The following is a 21,569-nucleotide window of genomic DNA, read 5'->3' on the forward strand; positions in this document are numbered from 1 at the left end:
ATGCGAGCGGCAACGATACGCCTGATCGGGTGGGGTGTGTGCGTGCCGGATGCGGGATCTTGCATCCGGCGTTGCCGGCCAGCGGCCGGCACTACCGGTTCTTCTTCGGCAGCGCGCGCACGTAGGATGACTTGCCGTCCTTCTTCAGCTCGAACAGCCCGATCGCTGCCAGCAGGTCACTGAGCTTGCCGTAACCGTAGTTGCGCGGATCGAACGAAGCCTGGTTGCCGATCTGGCTGCCAACCGGCCCCAGATGCGACCAGCCATCCTCGCCCTCGGCCGAGGACACCGCGCGGCGCAGCATCTTCACCAGCCGGGTGTCGCTGCGCATTTCCGCACCGCTCTTGCGCGGCCGCGCATCGTCGTTGGCTACCGGCTCGTTCGAGGCCTGTTCGCTGGAGGCCTGTTCGGTATCCGGCACGCTGGCGTGGGTCTGGCCCAGCGCTTCCAGATAGGTGAACTTCGAGCACGCGTTGACGAACGGTTCCGGCGTTTTCTTCTCGCCAAAACCATACACCTTCACGCCATCGGTCAGCAGGCGCATCACCATCGGGGTGAAATCGGCATCGCTGGAGACGATGGCGAAACCATCGAGGTTGCGCGCGTACAGCAGATCCATGGCGTCGATCACCATCGCCATGTCCGAGGCATTCTTGCCCTTGCTGTAGGCGAACTGCTGGATCGGACGGATCGCGTACTCGTGCAGCACCGCCTCCCAGCCCTTCAACCGCGGACTCTTCCAGTTGCCATAGGCGCGGCGTACGTTGGCCACACCGTAGCGGGCGACTTCGGCCAGGACCTCGTCGATCTTCGAGGCCGGCGCGTTGTCGGCGTCGATCAACAGGGCGATGCGCTTTTCCGGTTCGCTCATGGGCTCCTCACGGGCCGTTGCCTGAACCCGAGTATCGCCGATCCACGCGGGCGCTGACGTGACAGGGGGCCATCATGCGAAGATGCCAGGCGCTTCCCCCAATGCCCCCACTGGAGTAAGTCGATGAGTCGCGAGCGCGTTCCCCACCTGGTTGTTGTCGGCGGCGGTTTTGCCGGTCTCTGGGCCACCCGCGCCCTGGCCCGCGAGCGCATACGCATCACCCTGGTCGACCGCCGCAACCATCACCTCTTCCAGCCGCTGCTGTACCAGGTGGCCACCGCCGGCCTGTCCGCCCCGGATATCGCCGCACCGCTGCGCCACATCCTCGGCCACCAGCGCAATGTGGAAGTCCGCCTCGGCGAAGTGGTGGCCATCGACAAGCAGGCCCGGCAGATCCGCATGGCCGATGGCAGCACGCTGGACTACGACAGCCTGCTGCTGGCCACCGGCGCCACCCACGCCTACTTCGGCAACGACCAATGGGCCGATGATGCGCCCGGGCTGAAGACGCTGGACGATGCCATCGCGCTGCGCCGCAAGCTGCTGCTGGCGTTCGAGCGCGCCGAAGCAGAACCGGACCCGGCGAAGAAGGCCGCATGGTTGAGCTTCGCCGTGGTTGGCGGTGGACCTACCGGCGTCGAACTGGCCGGCACGCTGGCCGAGATCGCGCGCCATACCCTGCGCAACGAGTTCCGCCACATCGACCCGGCCAGCGCCAAGGTGCGGCTGGTCGAAGCCGGGCCGCGCGTACTGTCGTCGTTCCCGGAAGTGCTTTCGCTGAAGGCGCGCCGGCAGCTGGAAAAGCTGGGCGTGGAAGTGCTGACCGGCACCCCGGTGAGCGACATCGACAGCCAGGGCTTCAGGCTCGGCGATCAGTTCGTGCCGGCACGCACGGTGGTGTGGGCCGCCGGTGTGGCCGCTTCACCGCTGGCGCGCACGCTGGAGGTGCCGCTGGACCGCGCCGGGCGCGTGCAGGTGCAACCCGACCTCACCCTCTCTGGCCACCCGGAACTGTTCGTGGCTGGCGATCTGGCCGTATTGAACCAGGCCAACGGCAAGCCGGTGCCTGGCGTGGCGCCCGCGGCCAAGCAGATGGGCAAGTACGTGGCCGAGGTGATCCGCGCGCGCCTGCACGGCAAGCCCGAACCCGGCCCGTTCAAGTACGCAGACTTCGGCAACCTGGCCACGATCGGCCGCATGGCTGCGATCGTGCATCTGGGCCGGCTGCAGCTGTCCGGTGTGCTGGCGTGGTGGTTCTGGCTGGCCGCGCACGTGTTCTTCCTGATCGGCTTCCGCAACCGCATCGTGGTGCTGCTGAACTGGGCCGTGGCGTACTGGAGCTACCAGCGCAGCGCGCGCATCATCTTCGGTGATGACCAGGACGACCGGCGACCGAAGCGGTAGGAGCGCACGCAACGGGGTCGGCTCCCTTTCCGCAGGAAAGGGCTCTGACCCGGTCAACACCCTCCACGCATGGCGTGGATCTACCGGTTCATCGGGCCACCGGACATCCGTCGTTTCGACCAGGTCCGGCAGAAGTCCTCCTTCCTTGCGGTGTCGGCAATCTGCGCGGTACTCCAATGCCGGGTGATCCAGATCGTCAATGCGGTACTGCTGAGCTGCCAGCGCAGCACGCCGCGCTGCGGTTGCCGCCACAGATAGCGCCGGGCAATCCAGAAGGCCTCCCGCTCCACTTCAGGCACCTTCTTCATCGCGTCGTTGTCGAAGAACTGGGCGGTGAAGCGCCAGGGGTTCATCGGCCGATACCCCGCCCGTGGCTCACTGCTGCACGCAGCCACACCACTGAGCGCACGGTCGGCCGGCTTCGGCCGACCGCCTGCTAATACCAGCCCGAGCAGGTACAGCAGTCCAGGCAGCAGCGCGATGCCGGCGACCAGCACGACGACGGAGATCCATGCCTTGCCGGCGGCACGCATCGCTCACTGCGCCTTCGGTTTCGGGTACCACAGCGCGTTGACGATGACCCAGCGCTGGTCGAAGCGCCCCATGTGGAAGTAATCGACGAACCACGGGGTCTCCAGCCGTACCGAGGCCGCGTTGCCGGTCACGTCCAGCACCGTGCAGCGACGATCCCATTGATCCTTCGGGGTCTTCAACGCGCCCTGCTTCGTCAGCAAGACCAGCTCCTCCTTCGACATCCGGCGCAGGCCCAGGCGTTCGTCAGGTGTATCGCCGAGCACAGCGCGCTTGGCCAGGTCCGGATGCAGGGAGCGGGCGACGCGCTGCGGGTCGGCTTCCAGCTGGCCATCGACATAGTCGTGGCAGGTGGCTTCGATGGCCGCGAGGGTGGCCGGGGCGGCGGCGGGGCTTGTGCCTGCGGAAAGAGCGAACAGCAGGGCGATCGTGGACATCCGGGTCTCCAGCTCTGGGCGCGAGGCGATCATCGCACGGGCCGGGTAGCCCATCCACGCGTGGCGTGGATCTACAGGACCGGCGCCTGCAGCCAAGCCAGCTTGCGTTCGCGGGGCTGCTGCTTGAGCTGCCACTCGGCGCGGGAGGCGGCGGCCCGGTCCGGGTATTCGCGCACGGCCAGCACGCGCAGCGGCGGCCGGGCCCGGGTGTAGCGCGCGCCCTTGCCGGCCTGGTGGGCGGCGAAACGCGCCTCCACATCGGTGCTGATGCCGGCGTAATAGCTGCCATCGCGGCATTCGAGCAGGTACAGGAACCACGGGCGGAGGGACGGGGCCATGCCTGGATTATGCCGTGCTGCACTGCAGCGGATATACTGGCGCCCGAATGCAGGAGAGAGGCGCCGCGCTGGCGCCCGCCGAAGGCGCAGGCTCCCATGATCGCTCAGGCCGGTGGGCTGGAATCCCACCAACCATGCATTCGACTCGCCGAGCTGGAGAGAGGTCACCGGGCACGCCCGGGACGATCCGCCGAAGGGGCACGCGGCCCATGCCGCTGAACTCTCAGGCAAAAGGACAGCGGGAGCGGCACCGGTCATCGTCATCCCGTCATTGCGCAGGCTGTGGCGGTAGTCGCGCATGGCCGGCCCCACCGCGCCCGGAGCCTGTCCCATGCTGCTGTCCATCATCTACCTGATTGCCATTTCCGCCGAGGCCATGACTGGCGCACTGTCCGCAGGCCGCCGCCGCATGGACCTGTTCGGCGTGGTCATGATCGCCTGCGTCACCGCACTCGGTGGCGGTTCGCTGCGCGACATCCTGCTCGGCCACTACCCGCTGGGCTGGGTCAAACATCCCGAGTACCTCGGCTTCACCGTGTGTGCGGCGCTGATCGCCACCTGGGTGGCGCGCTGGATGCACCACTTCCGCCGCACCTTCCTGGTGCTCGACGGCCTGGGCCTGATCGCCTTCACCCTGATCGGCTGCTCGATCGCGCGCGAAGCCGGCCATGCGATGCCGATCGTGCTGATCGCCGGCATGCTGACCGGCGCGTTCGGCGGCGTGCTGCGCGACATCCTCTGCAACGAGGTACCACTCATCTTCCAGAAGGAGCTGTACGCGATCATCGCGCTGCTGACCGGCGCGGCCTACCTGTTGCTGCTGCACTGGGGCGTGGCCGATGCCACCGCAATCCTGTGCTGCCTCGGCGGCGGCTTCGCGCTGCGCCTGCTGGCGATCCACTACCGCTGGGAAATGCCGAAGTTCGTGTACCACGACGAAGTGCATTGAAGTTCGCGTTCTCCACGTCGCCCAGCGCTTGTTGCCGTGTTGCGTTGGGACGCTGTCTCCAGCGCCGCGGCGCCCATCTGGTCCCTCAGTGGCGGACCACGAATCCCCCCGAGCGCCCACTGGACGGCGCCCGCAGCTCTTCATCGAATGCATCCTTGATCGCGTTGATCGCCGCGCCGCGGTCCATCCCGCCACTCACGACCAGAGCATCTGCGACATGCTGGGCGACGTCTGCCAGGATGCGTCCCCACGCATGCTCCTCTCGAATGCCAGGACGATCTCCATACAGGCCAACGTTCAGCGAAGCATGCAATCCCCGTTCGGCAATCCACACGCGGATCATCTCGATGGAATCCTCATCGCGCTGTGCGGCTTCTGGAATGATCAGTTCTTTCATGGCTGCGGCCACCAAACAGGAAGTGGCATTGTGACGTGACCTGGAGCGTACGTGGAGCGGATCTTCTACAAAGCCCCGCGCTTCGCGGGCTCGACGCTACATGAAGGCCCCATCCATCGTTCTCACCACCCCGGCGATGTACCTGGCGCTGTCGCTCATGCGCAGCGCCAGGCGCATCGCCGGTGCAGATGGGCCGGTCTCCAACTCCGACCGGCCCTGATCGCGGCCGCACCCCCGCAGGCGCTGGCCGCCATCCACACACGTGCCGCACTCAAGCGGCTTCCATCAGGCGGCTTCGGACACCTTCACTTCACGGCGGGCGCGCACGGCCGCGGCCAGCCGCTCCAGCACCGTCACGGTGGTGTCCCAGTCGATGCAGCCATCGGTGATGCTCTGCCCGTAGACCAGCGGTTGGCCTTCCACCAGTTCCTGGCGACCACCAACCAGATGGCTCTCGATCATCACGCCAACGATGCGTTGTTCGCCGTCTTCCAGCTGAACGGCGATGTCGTCGATCACCTTCGGCTGGTTCTCCGGATTCTTCAGGCTGTTGGCATGGCTGGCGTCGATCATCAGGCGCGCTGGCAGCTTGGCCTTGGCCAGCACCTGGCAGGCCTCGGCAACACTGCCTGCGTCGTAGTTCGGCTGCTTGCCGCCGCGCAGGATCACATGGCAATCCGGGTTGCCGGTGGTCGACACGATGGCGGTTCCGCCCTGCTTGGTGACCGACAGGAAGTGATGCGGATTGGACGCCGCACCCACTGCGTCAGCGGCGATCTTCACGTTGCCATCGGTGCCGTTCTTGAAGCCGACCGGGCACGACAACCCCGAGGCCAGCTCGCGATGCACCTGGCTTTCAGTGGTGCGTGCGCCGATCGCGCCCCATGCCACCAGGTCGGCGATGTACTGCGGCGAGATCACGTCAAGGAACTCGACACCGGCCGGCAGGCCCAGCTTGTTGATGTCGCGCAGCAGGCCGCGTGCGATGCGCAGGCCCTTGTCGATCCTGAAGCTGCCGTCCAGGTCCGGATCGTTGATCAGGCCCTTCCAGCCCACCGTGGTGCGCGGCTTCTCGAAGTACACGCGCATGACGATTTCCAGTTCGCCGGCCAGCGCGTCGCGCAGCGGCTTCAGGCGCTGGGCGTACTCGATGGCGGCCTTCGGGTCGTGGATCGAGCACGGGCCTACCACCACTGCCAGGCGGTCGTCGCGGCCATGCAGGATCTGGTGCAGGGCCGCGCGCGAGGCGCTGACGGTGTCGGAGGCTTCATCGTCACAGGGCAGCATCGCCAGCAGCTGGGCAGGCGGTGTCAGCGGTTCGATGGTGCGGATACGCAGGTCGTCGGTGTGCGGGGGCATTGCGGGAGATCTCCGGAACGTTGGGGGTCCCCAGCGTGGCGGCATGAAAAAAGCCGCCAGGTTCGCTGGCGGCTTTCGGGAATGCGTCTGAAGCTTTCTTCAGGGTGAGCGCAATCCTTCCTCCGCCGGTGGCTTCGGAAAGTAATACCAGTAAAAGCTGGTGGGGGCTGCGTTCATGGGATCTATTGATAGCACAGCTTTTGCGCAGTGCAAAATGTTTCATACGCAACTGGGGACGCGGTTCAGCGAGATGCGCGCCAGCCCGGCCTACGCGGCGGCAACCACGCAAAGTCGCTCATTTGCCATGCACTTCCACGTCCAGCAGCAGGCCCTCATGGATGTCGGCCCAGCGTTCCAGCACGCGATCCAGTTCCCGCCGGGCCTCGTCCAGCTGCTCGGGGTTGAGCAGGGAACGCGCGGTGTAGAGGTCGGAAACCAACCGCCGCAGGGCCGATTCCTGGATGGCCACCGACGGCCCCTCCAGCCCCGGCAACTGCAACGCCGGGCTGTCGCCAAGAGGGCCGAACAACGTGACCTGGAGCGTGCTCTGCATGATCGACTTCCCTGCGGATGGACATGGGCAATGTCCTGTTTACCGCGTCCGGGTGACAGGCGCATGTGCCACCCATGCCGAGGACCGGGATCTGCCGGCGTCTGCCGCCCCGCTACAAGGCGGCCAGGTCGGCCAAGTGCTGGGCCATGCTGTCCATCGCGCCTACCGCATGGGTGGTGGTGAAGTACTCATGCCAGCCGGTAGCGGCAATGCCAGCCACCAGCGCATCGACCTCCTCGCGGCTCGCGCAGCGCCAGACCGCATAGAACTGTTCATCGCTGCTATGCGGTACGTCCCTGGCAATGCGGCCCATCGCCAGCGGCGTGATGCGGGCTGGATCGAACTGCTGCATGCCGGCGCCAATACGGGCGAAGAAGGCATTCCGCTGCTCGGGCGGCAGTGTGGTCCAGGCCGGCGTGGCGGTATAGAGCTCGATGAAGGTGTGCGACATGGTGGTTCTTCCTTGAGGTTGACGGGGTTGCGGGTTTGTCGGCCAGCATCCGGCACTACCGGAGCGAGCGCAGTGCGCGTTTGCGGATGTAGGCGTTGGCGTCGCTGTGGCGCTCGTGCTGCCAACGCGTGCACAGCACGCGCAGCCACTTCGGCTGAGTCTTGCCGGCATCATTGAGCCAGTTGCCGACCGAATCCTGCACGTAGCGTTCCGGGTCGTCAGCCAGTGCTTCCAGCATCGGCAATGCATGTTCAGGGTGCTGCTTGAACAGCGCGATATGTGTGGCCCAGACACCGCGCGGACGCAGTGCTTCGCAGGCGAAGCGGCGCAGGTACGGCGAAGTTTCCTGTGTCCACGGTTGCAGGTACTCAAGCGCCTGCATCGGCGCGGCAACGATGTCCGTGCGTAGCGCCAGCCACGCCCATTCGCGCACACCGAAGTGTGGATCGTCGGCCAGCGTGCGCATCTGCTGCAGCTTCTCTGCCAACGTCGCGCGGGCATCGCTGCCGATCAGGTAGCAGGCCCAGCCGCGCACGGTGTCGGACGCATGGTCCTGCCATTGCACGGGATCGCCCTGCCCCGCCTCACGCAGCAGTTGCGCAGCCAAGGCCATGCGCAGTGTGATGCCCTTGCCTGAGGCATCCTGCATGCGTTGCAGCGCTTCCGGTGCAAGCGCAGGCGCCACCACCTGCAGCAGCGCGGCGAAATCCACTGCCAGGCATTCGGCCAGATGGGTGGTGGGGGCATGGCCGGTGTTGAGTGCATGCAGCCGTTGCGCCGCGATCGCCGGGCTCATGCTGCAGGCTCTCGTCCGGCATCGGTGTGCTGCCAGACCTTATGCAGCAATCGCGACAGGTGCTGCTGTTCTTCCGCGTCCAACCCGCTGAACAAGCCCCCTATCCATTGCGTGTGCTGGTTGAACAGCGTCTCGGCCAGGCACTTCCCCTGTGTGGTCAGCACGATCTGCAGGCGCCTGCCGTCTTCGGCGTCACTGCGCCGCTGCAGCAGCCCTTCGCGCTGCAGGCCATCAATCAGGCCACTGATCGTGGCGCGGGTGACACCTGCGCGCTCGGCCAGTTCATGCGGAGGCAGCGTGCCACCCGCGCCGTGCAGCAGGAAAAGCACGATGAAACGCCCTTCACTGAGCCCGTGCGGCGCCAGGCGCGTGGCGCAGTCGCGGTCGATGGCCGATGACAGCGACAGCAGCTGGAAACACAGGCGCAGCTGCGCGACGCCGGTATGGCCGCGTCGTTGCGCTTCATCCAGAAGGGCACTGTGCTTGGCTTCCAGCATGGCTCTCTCCAACATGATTAGGCGCCTAATCATATTGCAAAACAAGGCTCCAACGCCAGTATCAAGGCGATATCAGGAAACCGGCCCCAGCAGCAGGCGTGCGATCAGTCCGCCGCCGTCACGCTGCAGCAGCAGAAGCTCGCCCCCATGCCGTCGTGCGACGTTGGCCGCCACCGCCAGGCCCAGGCCGGTCCCTCCTGTGGCGCGGCTGCGCGAGCTCTCGCTGCGTTGGAAGGGTTGCAGCAGGCGTGCGCGGTCGTCCTCGGCGATGCCCGGACCGCGGTCCATCACATCCAGCTGCATGCGACTGCCTTCCATGGCGATGTGCAGGTCTACGGCACCGGCGTAGCGGTCTGCGTTGTCGATGAGGTTGTCGATCGCCCGCCGCAGCAGGAGCGCGTCGCCCTGCCACGGCAAGGTGTCCGGTCCCTCGATGGAGATCTCGACGCCGCGCAGCAGGGCACCCTGCACGCATTCCTCCAGCAACGCGGCAAGGTCCAGCGGCCGTAACTGCAGTGGTTGCAGTTCGCCGCGTGCGTAGTCGAGCACCTGCTCGATCATCGTATCCATGCGTTCGATGTCGGCCACCATCCGCGCCGCCTGCGGTGGCGGTGCGAACTCCGCACGCAGACGCAGGCCGGTCAACGGCGTGCGCAGGTCGTGCGCTACTGCGGCCAGCATGCGCGTCATGTCCTGGGCCTGTTCGCGCAGGCGCACGCGCCCGGTGCTGATCGCTGCAGCCAATATCTGTACTTCGCGTGGGCCGTCGTCCGGCAATGGTGTTTCGGCCTGCAGGTCCACACGTGCACTGGCATCGGCCAAGCGTCGTAGTGGACGCACCAGCCGGATCGATGCCCACGCCGCCAGCGGCGCCAACAATAAGGCACCGCCCAGCAGCGCCAGCACGACCTGCCGGCGCCACGCCGCCAGATCGCTGTGGTCACTACCCACCACCTGCCATCGGCCATCGGCCTGGCGCATGCCCAGTTCAAACGGCGGCCATTGCATCGCGGTCAGCAGCGCGGCCTGCGCCTTCAGTACACCGACCCGCGCCGTGGCGTCGAGCACAGCGCCGCCTTCGATGACCTGCACATCAGGCGCCTTGCCCTGTCCGCTCCAGACCAGGCGCACCTCCTTCGCCGGCAAACCCATCTGCAGCGCCGCCAACTGGGTGAGCCAGTCACTGGCACTGCCCTGTGGTGGCGCATCCTGCGTCGCCAGATGCAGGCCCAGTGGTGCCGCGGCCTGTTCCCCTCGCAGCACCTGCACGGCCTGGTCCAACCGCATCGGTGGCGGCGCGGGCCGAGGCATCCACCCAACCACCGCCACGCTGACCAGCGTCGCCAGCAGCAGGCTGGCCAGGGCCAGCATCGTGATCCAACGCGCGGTCGGCCACCGGCTGCTCACAGCAGCTGTACCTCGGCGTCGAAGCGATAGCCTTCGCCACGCGATGTCTGCACCAGCGATTCCGCACCGGGTGAAGCCTGCCCGAGCTTGCGGCGCAGGCGGCTGATCGCCAGGTCGACCGCGCGGTCGACGCTGTCACTGGGCTCGCCACGGCTCAGCTGCAGCAGCTGCTCGCGCCCCAGCACCCGCCCGGGGCGTTCGGCCAGCGCCAGCAACAAGCTGAATTCACCACGGCTGAGCACCAGCTCGTTGCCATCCGGGGCCAGCAGGCGACGTTGTTCCGGCAGCAACCGCCAACCAGAAAAGCGCAGTTCACTGGCGACCTGCGCGCGCAGCTTGTCCTGCCGGCGCAGCAGCGCACGTACCCGCGCCAGCAGCTCGCGCGGATCGAACGGTTTGGCCAGATAGTCGTCCGCGCCCATCTCCAGGCCGATCACCCTGTCCGGTGCGCTGCCCATCGCCGACAACATCAGGATCGGGATCGCCCGCGCCTGCAATCGGCGGCAGACCGAAAGTCCATCCTCGCCGGGCATCATCCAGTCAAGCACGATCAGGTCCGGACGTTCGACCTGCAGCAGCACATCCAGCGCCGCTGCGTCGGCAGCCACTCGCACCTGGTAGCCGTGCAGCAGCAGGCAATCGGCGATGGCATCACGGATGCTGGCGTCGTCATCGACAACGAAGACACGGGCGGGAGTCGTCATGCGGGCAGTATCAGGCAGGTCTGTATCAGGACGGTATCAACGCCGATATTCCCGCGATACGCCGCTGCGCGCCAATGGTCACCCATGATCACTGCGGAGACTTCCCTTGCGCCTCATCCCATTCTTCCTGCTTGCTGCCCCGCTGCCTGCGCTGGCGTCCGATCCCCCCGAACACATCCTGCCGATGTGGATGCAGGGCGGTCATCCGGCCGTGGCCGTGTCGCTGGACGGGCGTGCCGAACCGCTGCGCTTCGTGGTCGACAGCGCGGCAGGCGCCACTCTGGTCGATGACCGCGTCGTGCGGCGCTATGGTCTGGAGGATGCGGATGCAGAGGTATCACAGGCCCAAGGGGCAAGTGCAGCTTCCGCGCGGCTGCAGCGCATACGCAGCACGTCCTGGCAGCTGGGCAGCTGGCAGCTGCAGGCCCAAGCCATGAAGGTCGATCTATCGTCGTTGCCGAAGGGCGATGATCCGGCCATTGACGGCTTGATCGGCAACGATCTGACCGGACGCTGGGACACCCGTTGGGACTTCGGCCGCAATCAACTGGCGCTGTGGACACCCGGTGGATTGAACCTGGAAGGACCGGGTTGCCAGCCCAATGCGCTGCCCGGCCGCACTGACGGCCTGCGCCAGTTCGGCTTCATCAGGCTTGCACTGGGCGCGCCCGCGGTGGACGCCATCGCCGTGGTCGACACCGGTGCCGCGCAGACCATCCTCAACGCCGAAGCAGCCCGCGCACTGGGGCTGCGCACCGACGGCAGCGACGCGCGGGTGCGGGTGCGTGAAAAGGGCACCGAAGGCCTGGGCGGCGGAAAGCAGGCAACCTGGCTGTACACCCTGCCCGGCATGACCGGCAGCGGCTGGCAGCACCCGTCGATGGAGGTCCGCATCAGCGAACTGCCAGTGTTCAAGGCGATCGGCCTGGAGGGTCGGCCGGCGCTGATCCTTGGTGCGGATGCAATGCGTGGCGGCCAGGTGGACATCGGTGCCGGCGCGGCCCGGATCTGCCTGCGCCGGCCGCAGGCCAGCTGACATCTGGCAATGACGCCAGCGGCAGCCTGGCGTAGCATCACCGTGCGCCCCACCAGGAGTTCCACGCATGTGCCGTGCCACCCTGATGTTGCTGACGCTGCTCCCGCTGGCGGTACTGGCCGCGCCGCCACCCGTGCCCTCGCCCACTCGCATCGATGCCGAAGCACAGCGGCTGATGCAGGCGGCCCACGCGCGCGGCATGGCGCTGGCGGTGATCGATGGCGGCAAGGTGGTGCATGTGGCCGCCTACGGTGAACGCAACGCCGCAGGCGAGCCGCTGCGCACCGACACCGTGATGTACGCTGCGTCACTGACCAAGATGGCTTTCGGCCACCTGGTCGCACAGCTGGCGCAGGACGCGCGGATCGATCTGGATGCGAGCATCGCTACCGCCCTGGACAAACCGCTGCCGGACTATCCACCGGAACCGAAGAAGTACGCCGACTACAGCGTGCTGGCCGGCGATGCCCGCTGGCGCCAGCTCACCCCGCGCCTGCTGCTCAACCATTCCAGTGGCTTTGCCAACTTCGGCTTCCTGGAGCCCGATGGGCGCCTGAAGTTCCACTTTGATCCGGGTAGTCGATATGGGTATTCCGGAGAGGGACTGATCCTGCTGCAGTTCGTGATCGAACGCGGGCGGCTGGGCGAGGATGTGGGCGCGTTGATGCAGCAGCGGGTGTTCGACCGCTTCGGCATGACCCGCACCAGCATGATGTGGCGCGAGGATTTCGCCGCCAACCTGGCCGATGGCTGGACGGCGGAAGGTGTGGCCGAACCGCATGATGAGCGCAGCCGCGTACGTGCGGCAGGGTCCATGGATACCACCATTGCCGACATGGCCCGCTTCGCCGCCGGTTACGTGCGTGGCGACGGGCTATCCGCACCGATGCGCAGGGAGCTGGTGCGGCCGCAGCTGCCCATCACCACGGCCAGCCAGTTCCCCACCCTGCAACCGGAGTTGCCGAAGGCGCAGCAACGCAAGGACCTGGCGGCAGGTCTGGGCGTGGTGACGTTTCTCGGCCCGCAGGGCGCAGGCTTCTACAAGGGCGGCCACGACGATGCAGTGGGCAACACGCTGGTATGCGTGGAGCAGCACCAGCGCTGCGTGGTGATCCTGGGCAACGATGTGCGGGCAGAGGCGGCCTTCCCGGCCCTGGTAGCGTTTGTGCTGGGCGACACCGGCGTGCCGTGGCAGTGGGAGTACGGCGCGGCGAAGGCGTTCGTCAGATGATCGAAGCGTTGCCGTTGCACACAGGTCCCGCAGTCGTGCAGCATGCAGACACGGACGCAATGCAGGAGACAGGATGAATCGCCCAGAGATCGATGCCATTGCCGAAGCGGTGTTGCAGCCGGATGCACGGCGCCTGCGCATCGCCGCACGCCATCGCCAGGCTGCACATCGGCAGCGGCGGCAGCGGGTGGGCGCCGGCGCCAGCCTGATCGGCATGGCGGCGGGCCTGCTGCTTGCGCCGATCACGGAGCTGCCGTGGGTACAGGGCATGATCGCGGGTGGCGCGCTGGCCCTGCTGGCGGCCCACCTGTGGCTGCAGCGGCGCGAGGGCCGCGCGTAGATACCCGCCTGGGAGCGGTATCCACGCATGGCGTGGATCTGATTCGATTCCGACCGGCCCCAAAAAAAAACCCCGCCTTCCGGCGGGGTTTTTCATTGCATCGGTAACGCGGGGACTTAGAAGTCCATGCCGCCCATGCCACCCATGCCGCCCATGCCACCGGCGCCGCCCATGGCCGGCTCGTCCTTCTTCGGAGCTTCGGCAACCATGGCTTCGGTCGTGATCATCAGGCCAGCGATCGAGGCCGCGTTCTGCAGCGCCGAACGGGTCACCTTGGTCGGGTCCAGGATGCCGAACTGCAGCATGTCGCCGAACTCGCCGGTGGCGGCGTTGTAGCCGAAGCTGCCGGTGCCTTCCTTGACCTTGTTGATGATGACCGACGGTTCTTCACCGGCGTTGGCCACGATTTCGCGCAGCGGGGCTTCCATCGCGCGCAGGGCGATCTGGATGCCGTGGTTCTGGTCTTCGTTGGTACCCTTCAGGCCGGCCAGCGCGGTGACCGCACGGACCAGGGCAACGCCGCCGCCCGGGACCACGCCTTCTTCAACGGCTGCACGGGTCGCGTGCAGGGCGTCGTCGACGCGATCCTTCTTTTCCTTCATTTCGATTTCGGTCGAAGCGCCGACCTTGATCACGGCAACGCCGCCGGCCAGCTTGGCCACGCGTTCCTGCAGCTTCTCGCGATCGTAATCGGAGGAGGTGTCCTGGATCTGGGTCTTGATCTGCGCCACGCGTGCATCAACGTTGGCCTTGTCACCCACGCCATCGATGATGGTGGTGTTTTCCTTGGAGACCTGCACCTTCTTGGCGCGGCCCAGGTCCTTGATGGTGGCCTTTTCCAGCGACAGGCCAACTTCTTCGGAGATCACGGTGCCGCCGGTAAGCACGGCCATGTCTTCCAGCATCGCCTTGCGACGGTCGCCGAAGCCCGGAGCCTTGACGGCCACGACCTTGACGATGCCACGGATGGTGTTGACCACCAGGGTCGCCAGCGCTTCGCCTTCGACTTCTTCGGCAACGATCAGCAGCGGCTTGCCGGCCTTGGCGACGCCTTCCAGCACCGGCAGCAGGTCACGGACGTTGGAGATCTTCTTGTCGTGCAGCAGGATGAACGGGTCATCCAGGTCAGCAGTCTGCGACTGCTGGTTGTTGATGAAGTACGGGGACAGGTAGCCGCGGTCGAACTGCATGCCCTTGACCACGTCCAGCTCGTTGTCCAGGCCCGAGCCTTCTTCAACGGTGATCACGCCTTCCTTGCCGACTTCCTTCATCGCGTCAGCGATGATCTGGCCGATCGACTCGTCCGAGTTGGCCGAGATGGTGCCGACCTGGGCAATCGCCTTGTCGTCGGCGGTCGGCTTGGAGATGGTCTTCAGCTCGGCAACGGCGGCCACGACGGCCTTGTCGATACCGCGCTTGAGGTCCATCGGGTTCATGCCGGCGGCAACAGCCTTGGCACCTTCGCGGATCAGGGCCTGGGCCAGCACGGTGGCGGTGGTGGTGCCGTCGCCGGCGTCGTCGTTGGTGCGCGAAGCAACTTCCTTCACCATCTGCGCGCCCATGTTCTCGAACTTGTCAGCCAGTTCGATTTCCTTGGCGACGGAGACGCCGTCCTTGGTGATGGTCGGCGCGCCGAAGCTCTTTTCCAGCACGACGTTGCGGCCCTTCGGGCCCAGGGTGGCCTTGACGGCATTGGCGAGAACGTTGACGCCGCGCACCATGCGCGAACGGGCGTCTTCACCGAAACGAATATCCTTGGCAGCCATTGCGATTACCTCGATGTTTGCGCCGGGCCGGGCCCGGCGACGAAAAGGGATGTCTTACAGAAAAGCAGGTCGCGCCGAGGCTCAGCCGATGATGGCGAGCACGTCGTCTTCGCGCAGGACCTTGTACTCGACGCCTTCGCTCTTGTACGAGCTGCCGGCGTACTGGCCGTAGATGACCTTGTCGCCAACCTTCAGCGACGGCGCGCGCACGTTGCCGTTGTCCAGCGGCTTGCCCGGGCCGACGGCCACAACTTCACCCTTGGTGGACTTTTCCTTGGCCGAGTCGGGGATGACGATGCCACCGGCGGAGATTTCGTCGGCTTCGATCGGCTTGACCACAACGCGGTCGTGCAGCGGCTTGATGCTCATGAGAGACCTCTTAAGTTATTGATTGGTCTGAAAAAGTCCGGCGATGTTAGCAGTCACACCAGGCGAGTGCCAGCAACGCGCGTGAAAAAGCCCGACAAGTCGGGAGCACGACAGAGATGGAGACCTCCACAGGCCTTTCAAGGGCCGATCCCGAAATTTTTCTCCGGACCCGGAAACCTCCTTCCCTGCGTGGACGCCTGTATAGGGATGCAACGCGGCAAGCCAAGGGGGGAACGGGTGACATTTGGTGACCAATGTCCCACTGTCAGATATCTGACGTTCATTTACGACAAAGTGTCACTGGATCGGCCTTAGGCTCGGCCGCGCATTCCCAATCACAAGGAGTTGTCGATGCGATTGCTGTCCCCGCTTGCCGCCGCCTGCCTGCTGGCGCTGGCCGCCGCGCCGGCCCAGGCCGAGGTCTTCATCAACGAACTGCACTACGACGACAGCACCGCCGCCGGTGACGTCGGCGAAGCGATCGAGGTCGTAGCCACCGCCGGTGAGGATCTGTCCGGCTACCGCCTCTACCTCTACAACGGCAGCAACCCTTCTGCCGCCACGGTTTACGCCAACAACCCGGTTCCGGCCGGCACCGCCGCCGGTTGCGGCAGCGCCACCCTGGCCGTGGTCAGCTACCCGACCAACGGCCTCCAGAACGGCCCGAACGACGGCATCGCCCTGGTCGATGCCAGCGGCAAGGTGGTCCAGTTCCTCAGCTACGAGGGCGCCATCACCGCCTCCGGTGGCCCTGCCGCCGGCATGACCAGCCAGAACATTCCGGTGGCCGAGACCAACAGCACAGCGCCGGGCACCTCGCTGCAGCTGACCGGCAGCGGCAGCCAGTACGCCCACTTCACCTGGGCCGAGTCGGCCAGGCAGACCTTCGGCAGCTGCAACAACGGCCAGACCTTCAGCGGTGGTGGCACCCCGGGTCCGAACACGCCGCCGTCGGTGTCTACCACCACCCCGGCACAGGGCAGCAGCACCTTCCCGGCCGCCGCCGACCTGGAAGTGGTGTTCAGCGAGACGGTGAACCTGGCCAGCGGCGCCTTCGCCCTGAGCTGCGGCACTTCCGGCAGCGTGCCGCTGACCTACCCGGCCAGCGGTCGCAACGTGAAGCTGTCCACCAATACCGCGCTGGTGGCCGGTGAAGCCTGCCGCTTCGATATCCGCGCCGCGCGCATCACCGACCTGCAGGGCGCACACCCGGCCGCCGACAGCCGTATCGCCTTCACCGTGGCCAGCACCGGCGGCAACCCCGACCCGGGCAATCCGGGCGTACCGGCCGGCTACTACTCCAAGGTCAACACCAGCAGCCCCAGCCAGCTGCGCTGCTCGCTGCACGCCACCATCAAGGGCCACACCGCCTACCCGTACAGCGGCTCGGGCACCAGCACCTGGACCATCCTGGAAATCGCCGACGAGGATCCGAACAACAGCGGCAGAATCCTGGATGCGTACCGCAACCGCAGCTACGCCAAGGTGACCGACCGCGCCGGCAGCGGCGGCGGCCTGAAGTACAACCGCGAGCACACCTGGCCGAACTCGCTGGGCTTTGCCAGCACCACCGGCGACAAGGGCCTGCCGTACGCGCCGTACACCGACACCCACATGCTGTACCTGACCGATGCGCAGTGGAACGCCGACCGTGGCAACAAGCCGTTCGGCAAGTGCGACGCCAACTGCGGCGAGCGCGCCACCGAGGCCAACAACGGCCAGGGCGGCGGCAGCGGCGGTTACCCGGGCAACTCCAACTGGGTACGCACGCCGGACGGCAACACCGGCACCTTCGAGGTGTGGGGCAAGCGCAAGGGCGACATGGCGCGTGCGGTGCTGTACATGGCCATCCGCTACGAGGGCGGCAAGGATGCGGCGACCGGCCAGTCCGAGCCGGACCTGGAGCTGACCGACGACCGCAGCAAGATCGTCAAGACCAGCAGTTCGCCGGCCTACATGGGCCTGCTGTCCACGCTGATCGACTGGCACCTGTCCGATCCGCCGGATGATGCCGAACGTGCGCGCAATGACGTGATCTTCAGCTTCCAGGGCAACCGCAATCCGTTCATCGACCACCCCGAGTGGGCGACCCCGGGCCTGTTCACCTCGGCCAAGCCGGCTACCTGCCAGCTGGCCAACTGACCGCGCAACGCAGCGGTCCACTGCCGCCGCCGGGCCCTGACCCGGCGGCGGCCCTATACTCGACGGTCATGTCGACCGTCGATCCCGTGCTGCTGCTGTTGACCACCTGCCCGGACCGGGCCAGTGCCGAGCGCATCGCGCACGCGCTGGTCGGCGAGCGCCTGGCCGCGTGCGTGACCCGCCTCGATGGCGCGCAGTCGACCTACCGCTGGCAGGGCGAGGTGACCACCGACGCCGAGCTGCAACTGCTGGTGAAGACCACCGCAAGCCGCGTCGATGACGCGATTGCCCGGATCGTCGAACTGCATCCGTATGAACTCCCGGAGTGCATCGCGGTCGAAACCCGGGCCGGCCTGCCGGCGTATCTGGACTGGATCCGGGCACAGACCCGAGAGGACACTGATTGAAGACTCTGTTTGCGCGTGGCGCCGCCTTGTGCGCCCTGATGTGGCTCTCGCTGCCCGCCTTCGCCCTGGATGAGAAGGACCTGCTGCCGGTGGACCAGGCGTTCGCGCTGACCGCCACCGCCCCCGAACGCGGCCAGGTGCAACTGCAGTTCAAGATCGCACCCGGCTACTACCTGTATCGCCACCGCACCAGCGTCAAGGCTGATCCGGCGTTCAACGCCGGCGCGCTGCAGATGCCCAAGGGCGACAAGCACCACGACGATTTCTTCGGCGAAGTCGAAACCTATCGCGAACGCCTGCAGGCCACCCTGCCCGGCACGCCGACCGACGCCGCCGGCACCATCAGCCTGGAAGTGCGTTACCAGGGCTGCGCCGATGCCGGTGTCTGCTACCCGCCGCAGAAGCGCGTGGTGCAGGTCACCCTGCCCGGTAGCGGCGCACAGGCCGCGGCGCCGGCCACGCGTGCCGGCGCCACCAGCCCGTTCAACAACCCGCTGGCCGGTGCCGGCAACAGCGGTGGGCTGCGCCTGCCGGGTGCCGCCAGCAACAGCCAGGCGCTGCCGCTTCCTTCGGAGCAGGCGTTCGGCTTCGATGCCATCGCCAGTGACGGCAACACCCTGCTGCTGCGCTTCAGCCCGGCGCCGGGCTACTACCTGTATCGCGACCGCACTTCGGTGAAGCTGGACGGCAGCACCGGCGTGCTGGCCGACAAGCTGCGCTGGCCGGCCGCACAGTCGCATCGCGACGAGCATTTCGGCGATGTCTCGGTCTACTTCAACCAGGTGGAAGTGCCGCTGCCGCTGCGCCGCGCCGTCGCCGATGCGGTCGACAGCACCCTGGTGGTGACGTTCCAGGGCTGCCAGACCGATGGCATCTGCTACCCGCCGATGACCCGCCGGGTGAAGCTGTTGATCCCGGCCGGCAAGATCAACGCCAGCACCGATCAGTCGCCGCCGCGCAACGAGGTGATCAGTCCGCTGCCTACCGCCAGCGGCGCACCACGCGAAGCCGCCAACGGCGCCCCGTTGCGCCTGCTGCCGACGGTGCCCAATACGGATGCCAGCACCCCGGCCGTTGCAGGCGCCGAAAACGGCGATGAGTTCGCTGCCGATGCGCGCGGTGACAACGCCCTGCGCACGCGCCCACCGGCGACCACGCCGAATCCGGACCGTTCGTTCGTTTGGGTGCTGCTGCTGGCCCTGGCCGGTGGCCTGGTACTGAACCTGATGCCCTGCGTGCTGCCGATCCTCTCGCTGAAGGTGCTGAGCCTGGCGCAGAGTGGCGAAAGCCCGCAGCGCGCGCGCAGCCACGCCCTCTGGTACACGTTGGGCGTACTGGTCGCGTTCGCGGTGATCGGCGCGTTGATGGTCGGCCTGCGCGCGATCGGCAACGCCGTCGGCATCGGCTTCCAGCTGCAGCACCCGGGCGTGGTCGCGGTGCTGGCCTACATCATGTTCGCGGTGGGCCTGAGCCTGTCCGGCGTGTTCACCCTCGGCGGCGGCATCGGCAACCTCGGCCAGTCGCTGGCCAGCCGCAGTGGCCCGGCCGGTGATTTCTTCACCGGTGCGTTGGCCTGCGTGGTCGGCAGTGCCTGCGTCGGCCCGTTCATGGGCGGCGCGATTGCCTACGCGTTCATTGCCCCGCCGCTGAAGGCGATGACCGTGTTCCTGTTCCTCGGCCTGGGCCTGGCGCTGCCGTTCCTGCTGATCGGCTTCGTGCCGGCACTGGCGCGCCGCCTGCCCAAGCCGGGCCCGTGGATGGAGACGCTCAAGCACGTGCTGGCCTTCCCGATGTACGCCACCGCGCTGTGGCTGCTGTGGGTGCTGGGCAAGCAGCGTGGCGTGGACGGCATGGCGCTGGTGCTGGGTGGCCTGCTGCTGCTGGCCTTCGGCCTGTGGCTATTCGAGCGCAACCGCTGGACTGGTTCGCGTGCAGTGACCCTGCTCGGCGTGCTGCTGGCGATCGGTGCACTGGTTCCCGCCTGGGGCGTGACCCAGCTGGCACCGCCGGCACGCGCCGCACAGGCCGCCAGCGACAACGTGGTCGAGTACTCGCCGCAGTTGCTGGACCGCCTGCGCGCCGACAACCGCGTGGTGTTCGTGAACATGACCGCCGACTGGTGCGTGAGCTGCAAGGCCAACGAGCGCGCCGTGCTGTCGCGGCCGGAGTTCAAGGAACTGCTCAAGCGCACCAACGCGGTGTACATGCGCGGGGACTACACCAACGTCGATCCGCAGATCACCACGTTCCTGGAAGAGCACAAGGCCGTGGGCGTGCCGCTGTACGTCGTGTACGGCCCGGGCGCACCGCCGACCGTGCTGCCGACCCTGCTGACCCAGGCGGTGGTCGAGGAAGCGCTGCTGCGCACCGCACGATGAAGTGGCAACGGCCAGCGCTGCTGTGGACAGCGGTGCTGGCCGCCGGCCTTGGACTGTGGGCCGGGCATCGATTGGCTCCTGCGCCGGCTGCGCCTGAGGCCATGCCAGCGGCGCCCGCCGTTGCGGCTGCGGCACCCGCCTTGCAGGTTGGCGACAGCCTGCCCGCATTGTCGCTGCCCGATCTTGATGGCCGGCCGCTGGACCTGCGCCAGCACGCTGCCGGTCGCCCGCTGTTGATCAATGTCTGGGCCAGCTGGTGCGCTCCGTGCGTGGAAGAAATGCCGGAGCTTGCCCGCTTCGCCCATGCCCAGGGCGACAACGGCGTGCAGGTGCTGGGCCTGGCACTGGATACCCCGGAAGACGTGCGCGGTTTCCTGCAGCGTGTCCCGGTGGATTACCCGATCGTGATCGAGACCCCGGGGCTGCGCGATGCCAGCGTGCAGCTGGGCAATACACAGGGCCTGCTTCCCTACAGCGTGCTGTTCGATGCACAAGGGCGGCTGGTGAAGGCAAAGCTGGGACCATTCGCCCACGGCGAGATCGACAGCTGGGTGAAGTGAGGGGGCTTTTTGCAGGGCTTGCAGCCCTGCACCCGGCTCAATGCAACGCCAACAGCCAAAGCGGGCGTTCCGCGGGTTGGCGGGGCGATGTCGGAGTGCGGGGACGCTGCAAGTACGTCCCTGTAAGCTTGGCAGCCGCATCCATGCGGCTGACACCCCGCACTCCGACACCGCCCCACCTCTGACAGATCTTCGCGGCTGTTGGTAGGTGTCGACCTTGGTCGACACATCTGTCAGATATCGATATTCAGAACAGAATCAGACCCCGTGCCGACCAACGGTCGGCACCCACCAAAGCAGAACGCCGTTCCGACAGATCGCGGAAAACTGTCGAAGGCGGGGTGGGTCCGGTTGAGGGGGCGTGAGCCGCATGGGCCCGAGGCATGCCTCGGGCGGGTTGGGCAGGACGCCCAACCCTGGTCTTGCCGTGTGCGCAGGACAGCGCACACGAGCAAGCGGCGACCGAGCTTACATGGACGTACTTGCAGCGTCCCCCTCAACCGGACCCACCCCGCCAGCCCACGGAAAGCCAGCTTTTGACGTTGACGTTGCTCCGGCTTGTAGCGGGTGCAGGGCTGCAAAGCCCTGCAACAAAACCCTCCTTGACCGTAGCCCCTCCGCCACGGAGAATTCCGCGACTAATTCT

23 protein-coding genes and 2 riboswitches are annotated in these 21,569 nt (G+C 66.8%); of the genes, 9 read left to right on the forward strand and 14 right to left on the reverse strand.

Annotated features, from left to right (window positions below):
* Positions 1–91 precede the first annotated feature (91 nt).
* Positions 92–871, reverse strand: a complete 780-nt coding sequence (locus tag AC5QAH_RS14970; protein WP_010481148.1) for an NYN domain-containing protein — start codon at positions 869–871, stop codon at positions 92–94.
* A 123-nt stretch (positions 872–994) separates the two neighbouring features.
* Between AC5QAH_RS14970 and AC5QAH_RS14975 the strand changes: the two genes are divergently transcribed.
* Complete coding sequence (locus AC5QAH_RS14975; protein WP_049452933.1) at positions 995–2,275, forward strand: NAD(P)/FAD-dependent oxidoreductase; 1,281 nt, start codon at positions 995–997, stop codon at positions 2,273–2,275.
* Positions 2,276–2,355: 80 nt separating this feature from the next.
* On the opposite strand, the gene AC5QAH_RS14980 is transcribed toward AC5QAH_RS14975, so the two are convergent.
* The 3 genes from AC5QAH_RS14980 to AC5QAH_RS14990 all read right to left on the reverse strand — a co-directional run bounded on the left by AC5QAH_RS14980 (position 2,356) and on the right by AC5QAH_RS14990 (position 3,581).
* Positions 2,356–2,808, reverse strand: a complete 453-nt coding sequence (locus tag AC5QAH_RS14980) for a hypothetical protein (RefSeq protein ID WP_049452935.1) — start codon at positions 2,806–2,808, stop codon at positions 2,356–2,358.
* A 3-nt stretch (positions 2,809–2,811) separates the two neighbouring features.
* On the reverse strand, positions 2,812–3,243 hold the full coding sequence (locus AC5QAH_RS14985) for a nuclear transport factor 2 family protein (protein WP_049453026.1): 432 nt from the start codon (positions 3,241–3,243) through the stop codon (positions 2,812–2,814).
* Positions 3,244–3,314: 71 nt separating this feature from the next.
* Complete coding sequence (locus AC5QAH_RS14990; protein WP_049452937.1) at positions 3,315–3,581, reverse strand: GIY-YIG nuclease family protein; 267 nt, start codon at positions 3,579–3,581, stop codon at positions 3,315–3,317.
* 40 nt (positions 3,582–3,621) lie between these two features.
* Positions 3,622–3,711: riboswitch (glycine riboswitch) on the forward strand.
* Between the two features lie 13 nt (positions 3,712–3,724).
* A riboswitch (glycine riboswitch) is annotated at positions 3,725–3,828 on the forward strand.
* 84 nt (positions 3,829–3,912) lie between these two features.
* Between AC5QAH_RS14990 and AC5QAH_RS14995 the strand changes: the two genes are divergently transcribed.
* Positions 3,913–4,530, forward strand: coding sequence for a trimeric intracellular cation channel family protein (locus AC5QAH_RS14995; RefSeq protein ID WP_005411215.1), 618 nt, complete (start codon positions 3,913–3,915; stop codon positions 4,528–4,530).
* A gap of 85 nt (positions 4,531–4,615) precedes the next feature.
* Here AC5QAH_RS14995 and AC5QAH_RS15000 read toward each other — a convergent pair whose 3' ends face one another.
* From AC5QAH_RS15000 to AC5QAH_RS15035, 8 genes are all read right to left on the reverse strand, one after another.
* The gene (locus AC5QAH_RS15000) at positions 4,616–4,927 is read right to left on the reverse strand and encodes a DUF5076 domain-containing protein (RefSeq protein WP_010481144.1); all 312 of its coding nucleotides are present in this window, start codon (positions 4,925–4,927) and stop codon (positions 4,616–4,618) included.
* Positions 4,928–5,212: 285 nt separating this feature from the next.
* Positions 5,213–6,286 carry a 3-deoxy-7-phosphoheptulonate synthase gene (locus AC5QAH_RS15005; protein WP_053443579.1) on the reverse strand — a complete coding sequence of 358 codons (1,074 nt, stop codon included), beginning with the start codon at positions 6,284–6,286 and terminating at the stop codon, positions 5,213–5,215.
* Positions 6,287–6,581: 295 nt separating this feature from the next.
* Complete coding sequence (locus tag AC5QAH_RS15010) at positions 6,582–6,839, reverse strand: hypothetical protein (RefSeq protein ID WP_223009776.1); 258 nt, start codon at positions 6,837–6,839, stop codon at positions 6,582–6,584.
* 112 nt (positions 6,840–6,951) lie between these two features.
* Positions 6,952–7,290, reverse strand: a complete 339-nt coding sequence (locus AC5QAH_RS15015; RefSeq protein WP_010481139.1) for a DUF6616 family protein — start codon at positions 7,288–7,290, stop codon at positions 6,952–6,954.
* Between the two features lie 55 nt (positions 7,291–7,345).
* Positions 7,346–8,086, reverse strand: coding sequence for a DNA alkylation repair protein (locus AC5QAH_RS15020; protein WP_159360624.1), 741 nt, complete (start codon positions 8,084–8,086; stop codon positions 7,346–7,348).
* Complete coding sequence (locus AC5QAH_RS15025; protein WP_010481135.1) at positions 8,083–8,583, reverse strand: MarR family winged helix-turn-helix transcriptional regulator; 501 nt, start codon at positions 8,581–8,583, stop codon at positions 8,083–8,085. The genes AC5QAH_RS15020 and AC5QAH_RS15025 overlap by 4 nt, the downstream gene beginning before the upstream one ends.
* Before the next feature lie 72 nt (positions 8,584–8,655).
* Positions 8,656–9,954, reverse strand: coding sequence for a sensor histidine kinase (locus AC5QAH_RS15030; protein WP_043397593.1), 1,299 nt, complete (start codon positions 9,952–9,954; stop codon positions 8,656–8,658).
* A gap of 32 nt (positions 9,955–9,986) precedes the next feature.
* Complete coding sequence (locus AC5QAH_RS15035; protein WP_313269844.1) at positions 9,987–10,694, reverse strand: response regulator transcription factor; 708 nt, start codon at positions 10,692–10,694, stop codon at positions 9,987–9,989.
* Between the two features lie 106 nt (positions 10,695–10,800).
* Between AC5QAH_RS15035 and AC5QAH_RS15040 the strand changes: the two genes are divergently transcribed.
* The 3 genes from AC5QAH_RS15040 to AC5QAH_RS15050 all read left to right on the forward strand — a co-directional run bounded on the left by AC5QAH_RS15040 (position 10,801) and on the right by AC5QAH_RS15050 (position 13,301).
* Positions 10,801–11,730 carry an aspartyl protease family protein gene (locus tag AC5QAH_RS15040; protein ID WP_495232431.1) on the forward strand — a complete coding sequence of 310 codons (930 nt, stop codon included), beginning with the start codon at positions 10,801–10,803 and terminating at the stop codon, positions 11,728–11,730.
* Between the two features lie 67 nt (positions 11,731–11,797).
* The gene (locus AC5QAH_RS15045; protein ID WP_053443581.1) at positions 11,798–12,961 is read left to right on the forward strand and encodes a serine hydrolase domain-containing protein; all 1,164 of its coding nucleotides are present in this window, start codon (positions 11,798–11,800) and stop codon (positions 12,959–12,961) included.
* A gap of 73 nt (positions 12,962–13,034) precedes the next feature.
* Positions 13,035–13,301, forward strand: coding sequence for a hypothetical protein (locus AC5QAH_RS15050; RefSeq protein ID WP_049413040.1), 267 nt, complete (start codon positions 13,035–13,037; stop codon positions 13,299–13,301).
* Between the two features lie 116 nt (positions 13,302–13,417).
* Here AC5QAH_RS15050 and groL read toward each other — a convergent pair whose 3' ends face one another.
* Complete coding sequence (gene groL / locus AC5QAH_RS15055) at positions 13,418–15,067, reverse strand: chaperonin GroEL (RefSeq protein ID WP_312661793.1); 1,650 nt, start codon at positions 15,065–15,067, stop codon at positions 13,418–13,420.
* A gap of 81 nt (positions 15,068–15,148) precedes the next feature.
* A complete protein-coding gene (locus AC5QAH_RS15060; protein WP_019338944.1) occupies positions 15,149–15,436 on the reverse strand; it encodes a co-chaperone GroES in 288 nt (95 codons plus the stop codon).
* A gap of 351 nt (positions 15,437–15,787) precedes the next feature.
* On the opposite strand from AC5QAH_RS15060, the gene AC5QAH_RS15065 reads away from it, so the two are divergent.
* The 4 genes from AC5QAH_RS15065 (at position 15,788) to AC5QAH_RS15080 (ending at position 20,923) form a co-directional block, all read left to right on the forward strand.
* On the forward strand, positions 15,788–17,578 hold the full coding sequence (locus AC5QAH_RS15065; protein ID WP_495232432.1) for an endonuclease: 1,791 nt from the start codon (positions 15,788–15,790) through the stop codon (positions 17,576–17,578).
* A gap of 68 nt (positions 17,579–17,646) precedes the next feature.
* Positions 17,647–17,985 carry a divalent-cation tolerance protein CutA gene (gene cutA / locus AC5QAH_RS15070; RefSeq protein ID WP_010481118.1) on the forward strand — a complete coding sequence of 113 codons (339 nt, stop codon included), beginning with the start codon at positions 17,647–17,649 and terminating at the stop codon, positions 17,983–17,985.
* Positions 17,982–20,363: a protein-disulfide reductase DsbD family protein gene (locus AC5QAH_RS15075; protein WP_495232433.1), complete on the forward strand. Its 2,382-nt coding sequence runs from the start codon at positions 17,982–17,984 to the stop codon at positions 20,361–20,363. Before cutA ends, AC5QAH_RS15075 begins: the two co-directional genes overlap by 4 nt.
* A complete protein-coding gene (locus AC5QAH_RS15080; protein WP_495232434.1) occupies positions 20,360–20,923 on the forward strand; it encodes a TlpA family protein disulfide reductase in 564 nt (187 codons plus the stop codon). The genes AC5QAH_RS15075 and AC5QAH_RS15080 overlap by 4 nt, the downstream gene beginning before the upstream one ends.
* Positions 20,924–21,569: the final 646 nt, after the last annotated feature.

Source organism: Stenotrophomonas sp. YJH_SMC_43 (genome assembly GCF_059372535.1).

Excerpts from the sequence above, each read along its gene's own strand:
- AC5QAH_RS15025 (WP_010481135.1), bottom strand. The coding sequence starts at position 8,583 with ATGCTGGAAGCCAAGCACAGTGCCCTTCTGGATGAAGCGCAACGACGC.
- AC5QAH_RS15020 (WP_159360624.1), bottom strand. The coding sequence starts at position 8,086 with ATGAGCCCGGCGATCGCGGCGCAACGGCTGCATGCACTCAACACCGGC.
- AC5QAH_RS14985 (WP_049453026.1), bottom strand. The coding sequence starts at position 3,243 with ATGTCCACGATCGCCCTGCTGTTCGCTCTTTCCGCAGGCACAAGCCCC.
- AC5QAH_RS15030 (WP_043397593.1), bottom strand. The coding sequence starts at position 9,954 with ATGCTGGCCCTGGCCAGCCTGCTGCTGGCGACGCTGGTCAGCGTGGCG.
- AC5QAH_RS14995 (WP_005411215.1), top strand. The coding sequence starts at position 3,913 with ATGCTGCTGTCCATCATCTACCTGATTGCCATTTCCGCCGAGGCCATG.
- AC5QAH_RS15005 (WP_053443579.1), bottom strand. The coding sequence starts at position 6,286 with ATGCCCCCGCACACCGACGACCTGCGTATCCGCACCATCGAACCGCTG.
- AC5QAH_RS15000 (WP_010481144.1), bottom strand. The coding sequence starts at position 4,927 with ATGAAAGAACTGATCATTCCAGAAGCCGCACAGCGCGATGAGGATTCC.
- AC5QAH_RS14975 (WP_049452933.1), top strand. The coding sequence starts at position 995 with ATGAGTCGCGAGCGCGTTCCCCACCTGGTTGTTGTCGGCGGCGGTTTT.
- groL (WP_312661793.1), bottom strand. The coding sequence starts at position 15,067 with ATGGCTGCCAAGGATATTCGTTTCGGTGAAGACGCCCGTTCGCGCATG.
- AC5QAH_RS14980 (WP_049452935.1), bottom strand. The coding sequence starts at position 2,808 with ATGCGTGCCGCCGGCAAGGCATGGATCTCCGTCGTCGTGCTGGTCGCC.
- AC5QAH_RS14970 (WP_010481148.1), bottom strand. The coding sequence starts at position 871 with ATGAGCGAACCGGAAAAGCGCATCGCCCTGTTGATCGACGCCGACAAC.
- AC5QAH_RS15080 (WP_495232434.1), top strand. The coding sequence starts at position 20,360 with ATGAAGTGGCAACGGCCAGCGCTGCTGTGGACAGCGGTGCTGGCCGCC.
- AC5QAH_RS15015 (WP_010481139.1), bottom strand. The coding sequence starts at position 7,290 with ATGTCGCACACCTTCATCGAGCTCTATACCGCCACGCCGGCCTGGACC.
- cutA (WP_010481118.1), top strand. The coding sequence starts at position 17,647 with ATGTCGACCGTCGATCCCGTGCTGCTGCTGTTGACCACCTGCCCGGAC.
- AC5QAH_RS15060 (WP_019338944.1), bottom strand. The coding sequence starts at position 15,436 with ATGAGCATCAAGCCGCTGCACGACCGCGTTGTGGTCAAGCCGATCGAA.
- AC5QAH_RS15010 (WP_223009776.1), bottom strand. The coding sequence starts at position 6,839 with ATGCAGAGCACGCTCCAGGTCACGTTGTTCGGCCCTCTTGGCGACAGC.
- AC5QAH_RS15065 (WP_495232432.1), top strand. The coding sequence starts at position 15,788 with ATGCGATTGCTGTCCCCGCTTGCCGCCGCCTGCCTGCTGGCGCTGGCC.
- AC5QAH_RS15045 (WP_053443581.1), top strand. The coding sequence starts at position 11,798 with ATGTGCCGTGCCACCCTGATGTTGCTGACGCTGCTCCCGCTGGCGGTA.
- AC5QAH_RS14990 (WP_049452937.1), bottom strand. The coding sequence starts at position 3,581 with ATGGCCCCGTCCCTCCGCCCGTGGTTCCTGTACCTGCTCGAATGCCGC.
- AC5QAH_RS15035 (WP_313269844.1), bottom strand. The coding sequence starts at position 10,694 with ATGACGACTCCCGCCCGTGTCTTCGTTGTCGATGACGACGCCAGCATC.
- AC5QAH_RS15050 (WP_049413040.1), top strand. The coding sequence starts at position 13,035 with ATGAATCGCCCAGAGATCGATGCCATTGCCGAAGCGGTGTTGCAGCCG.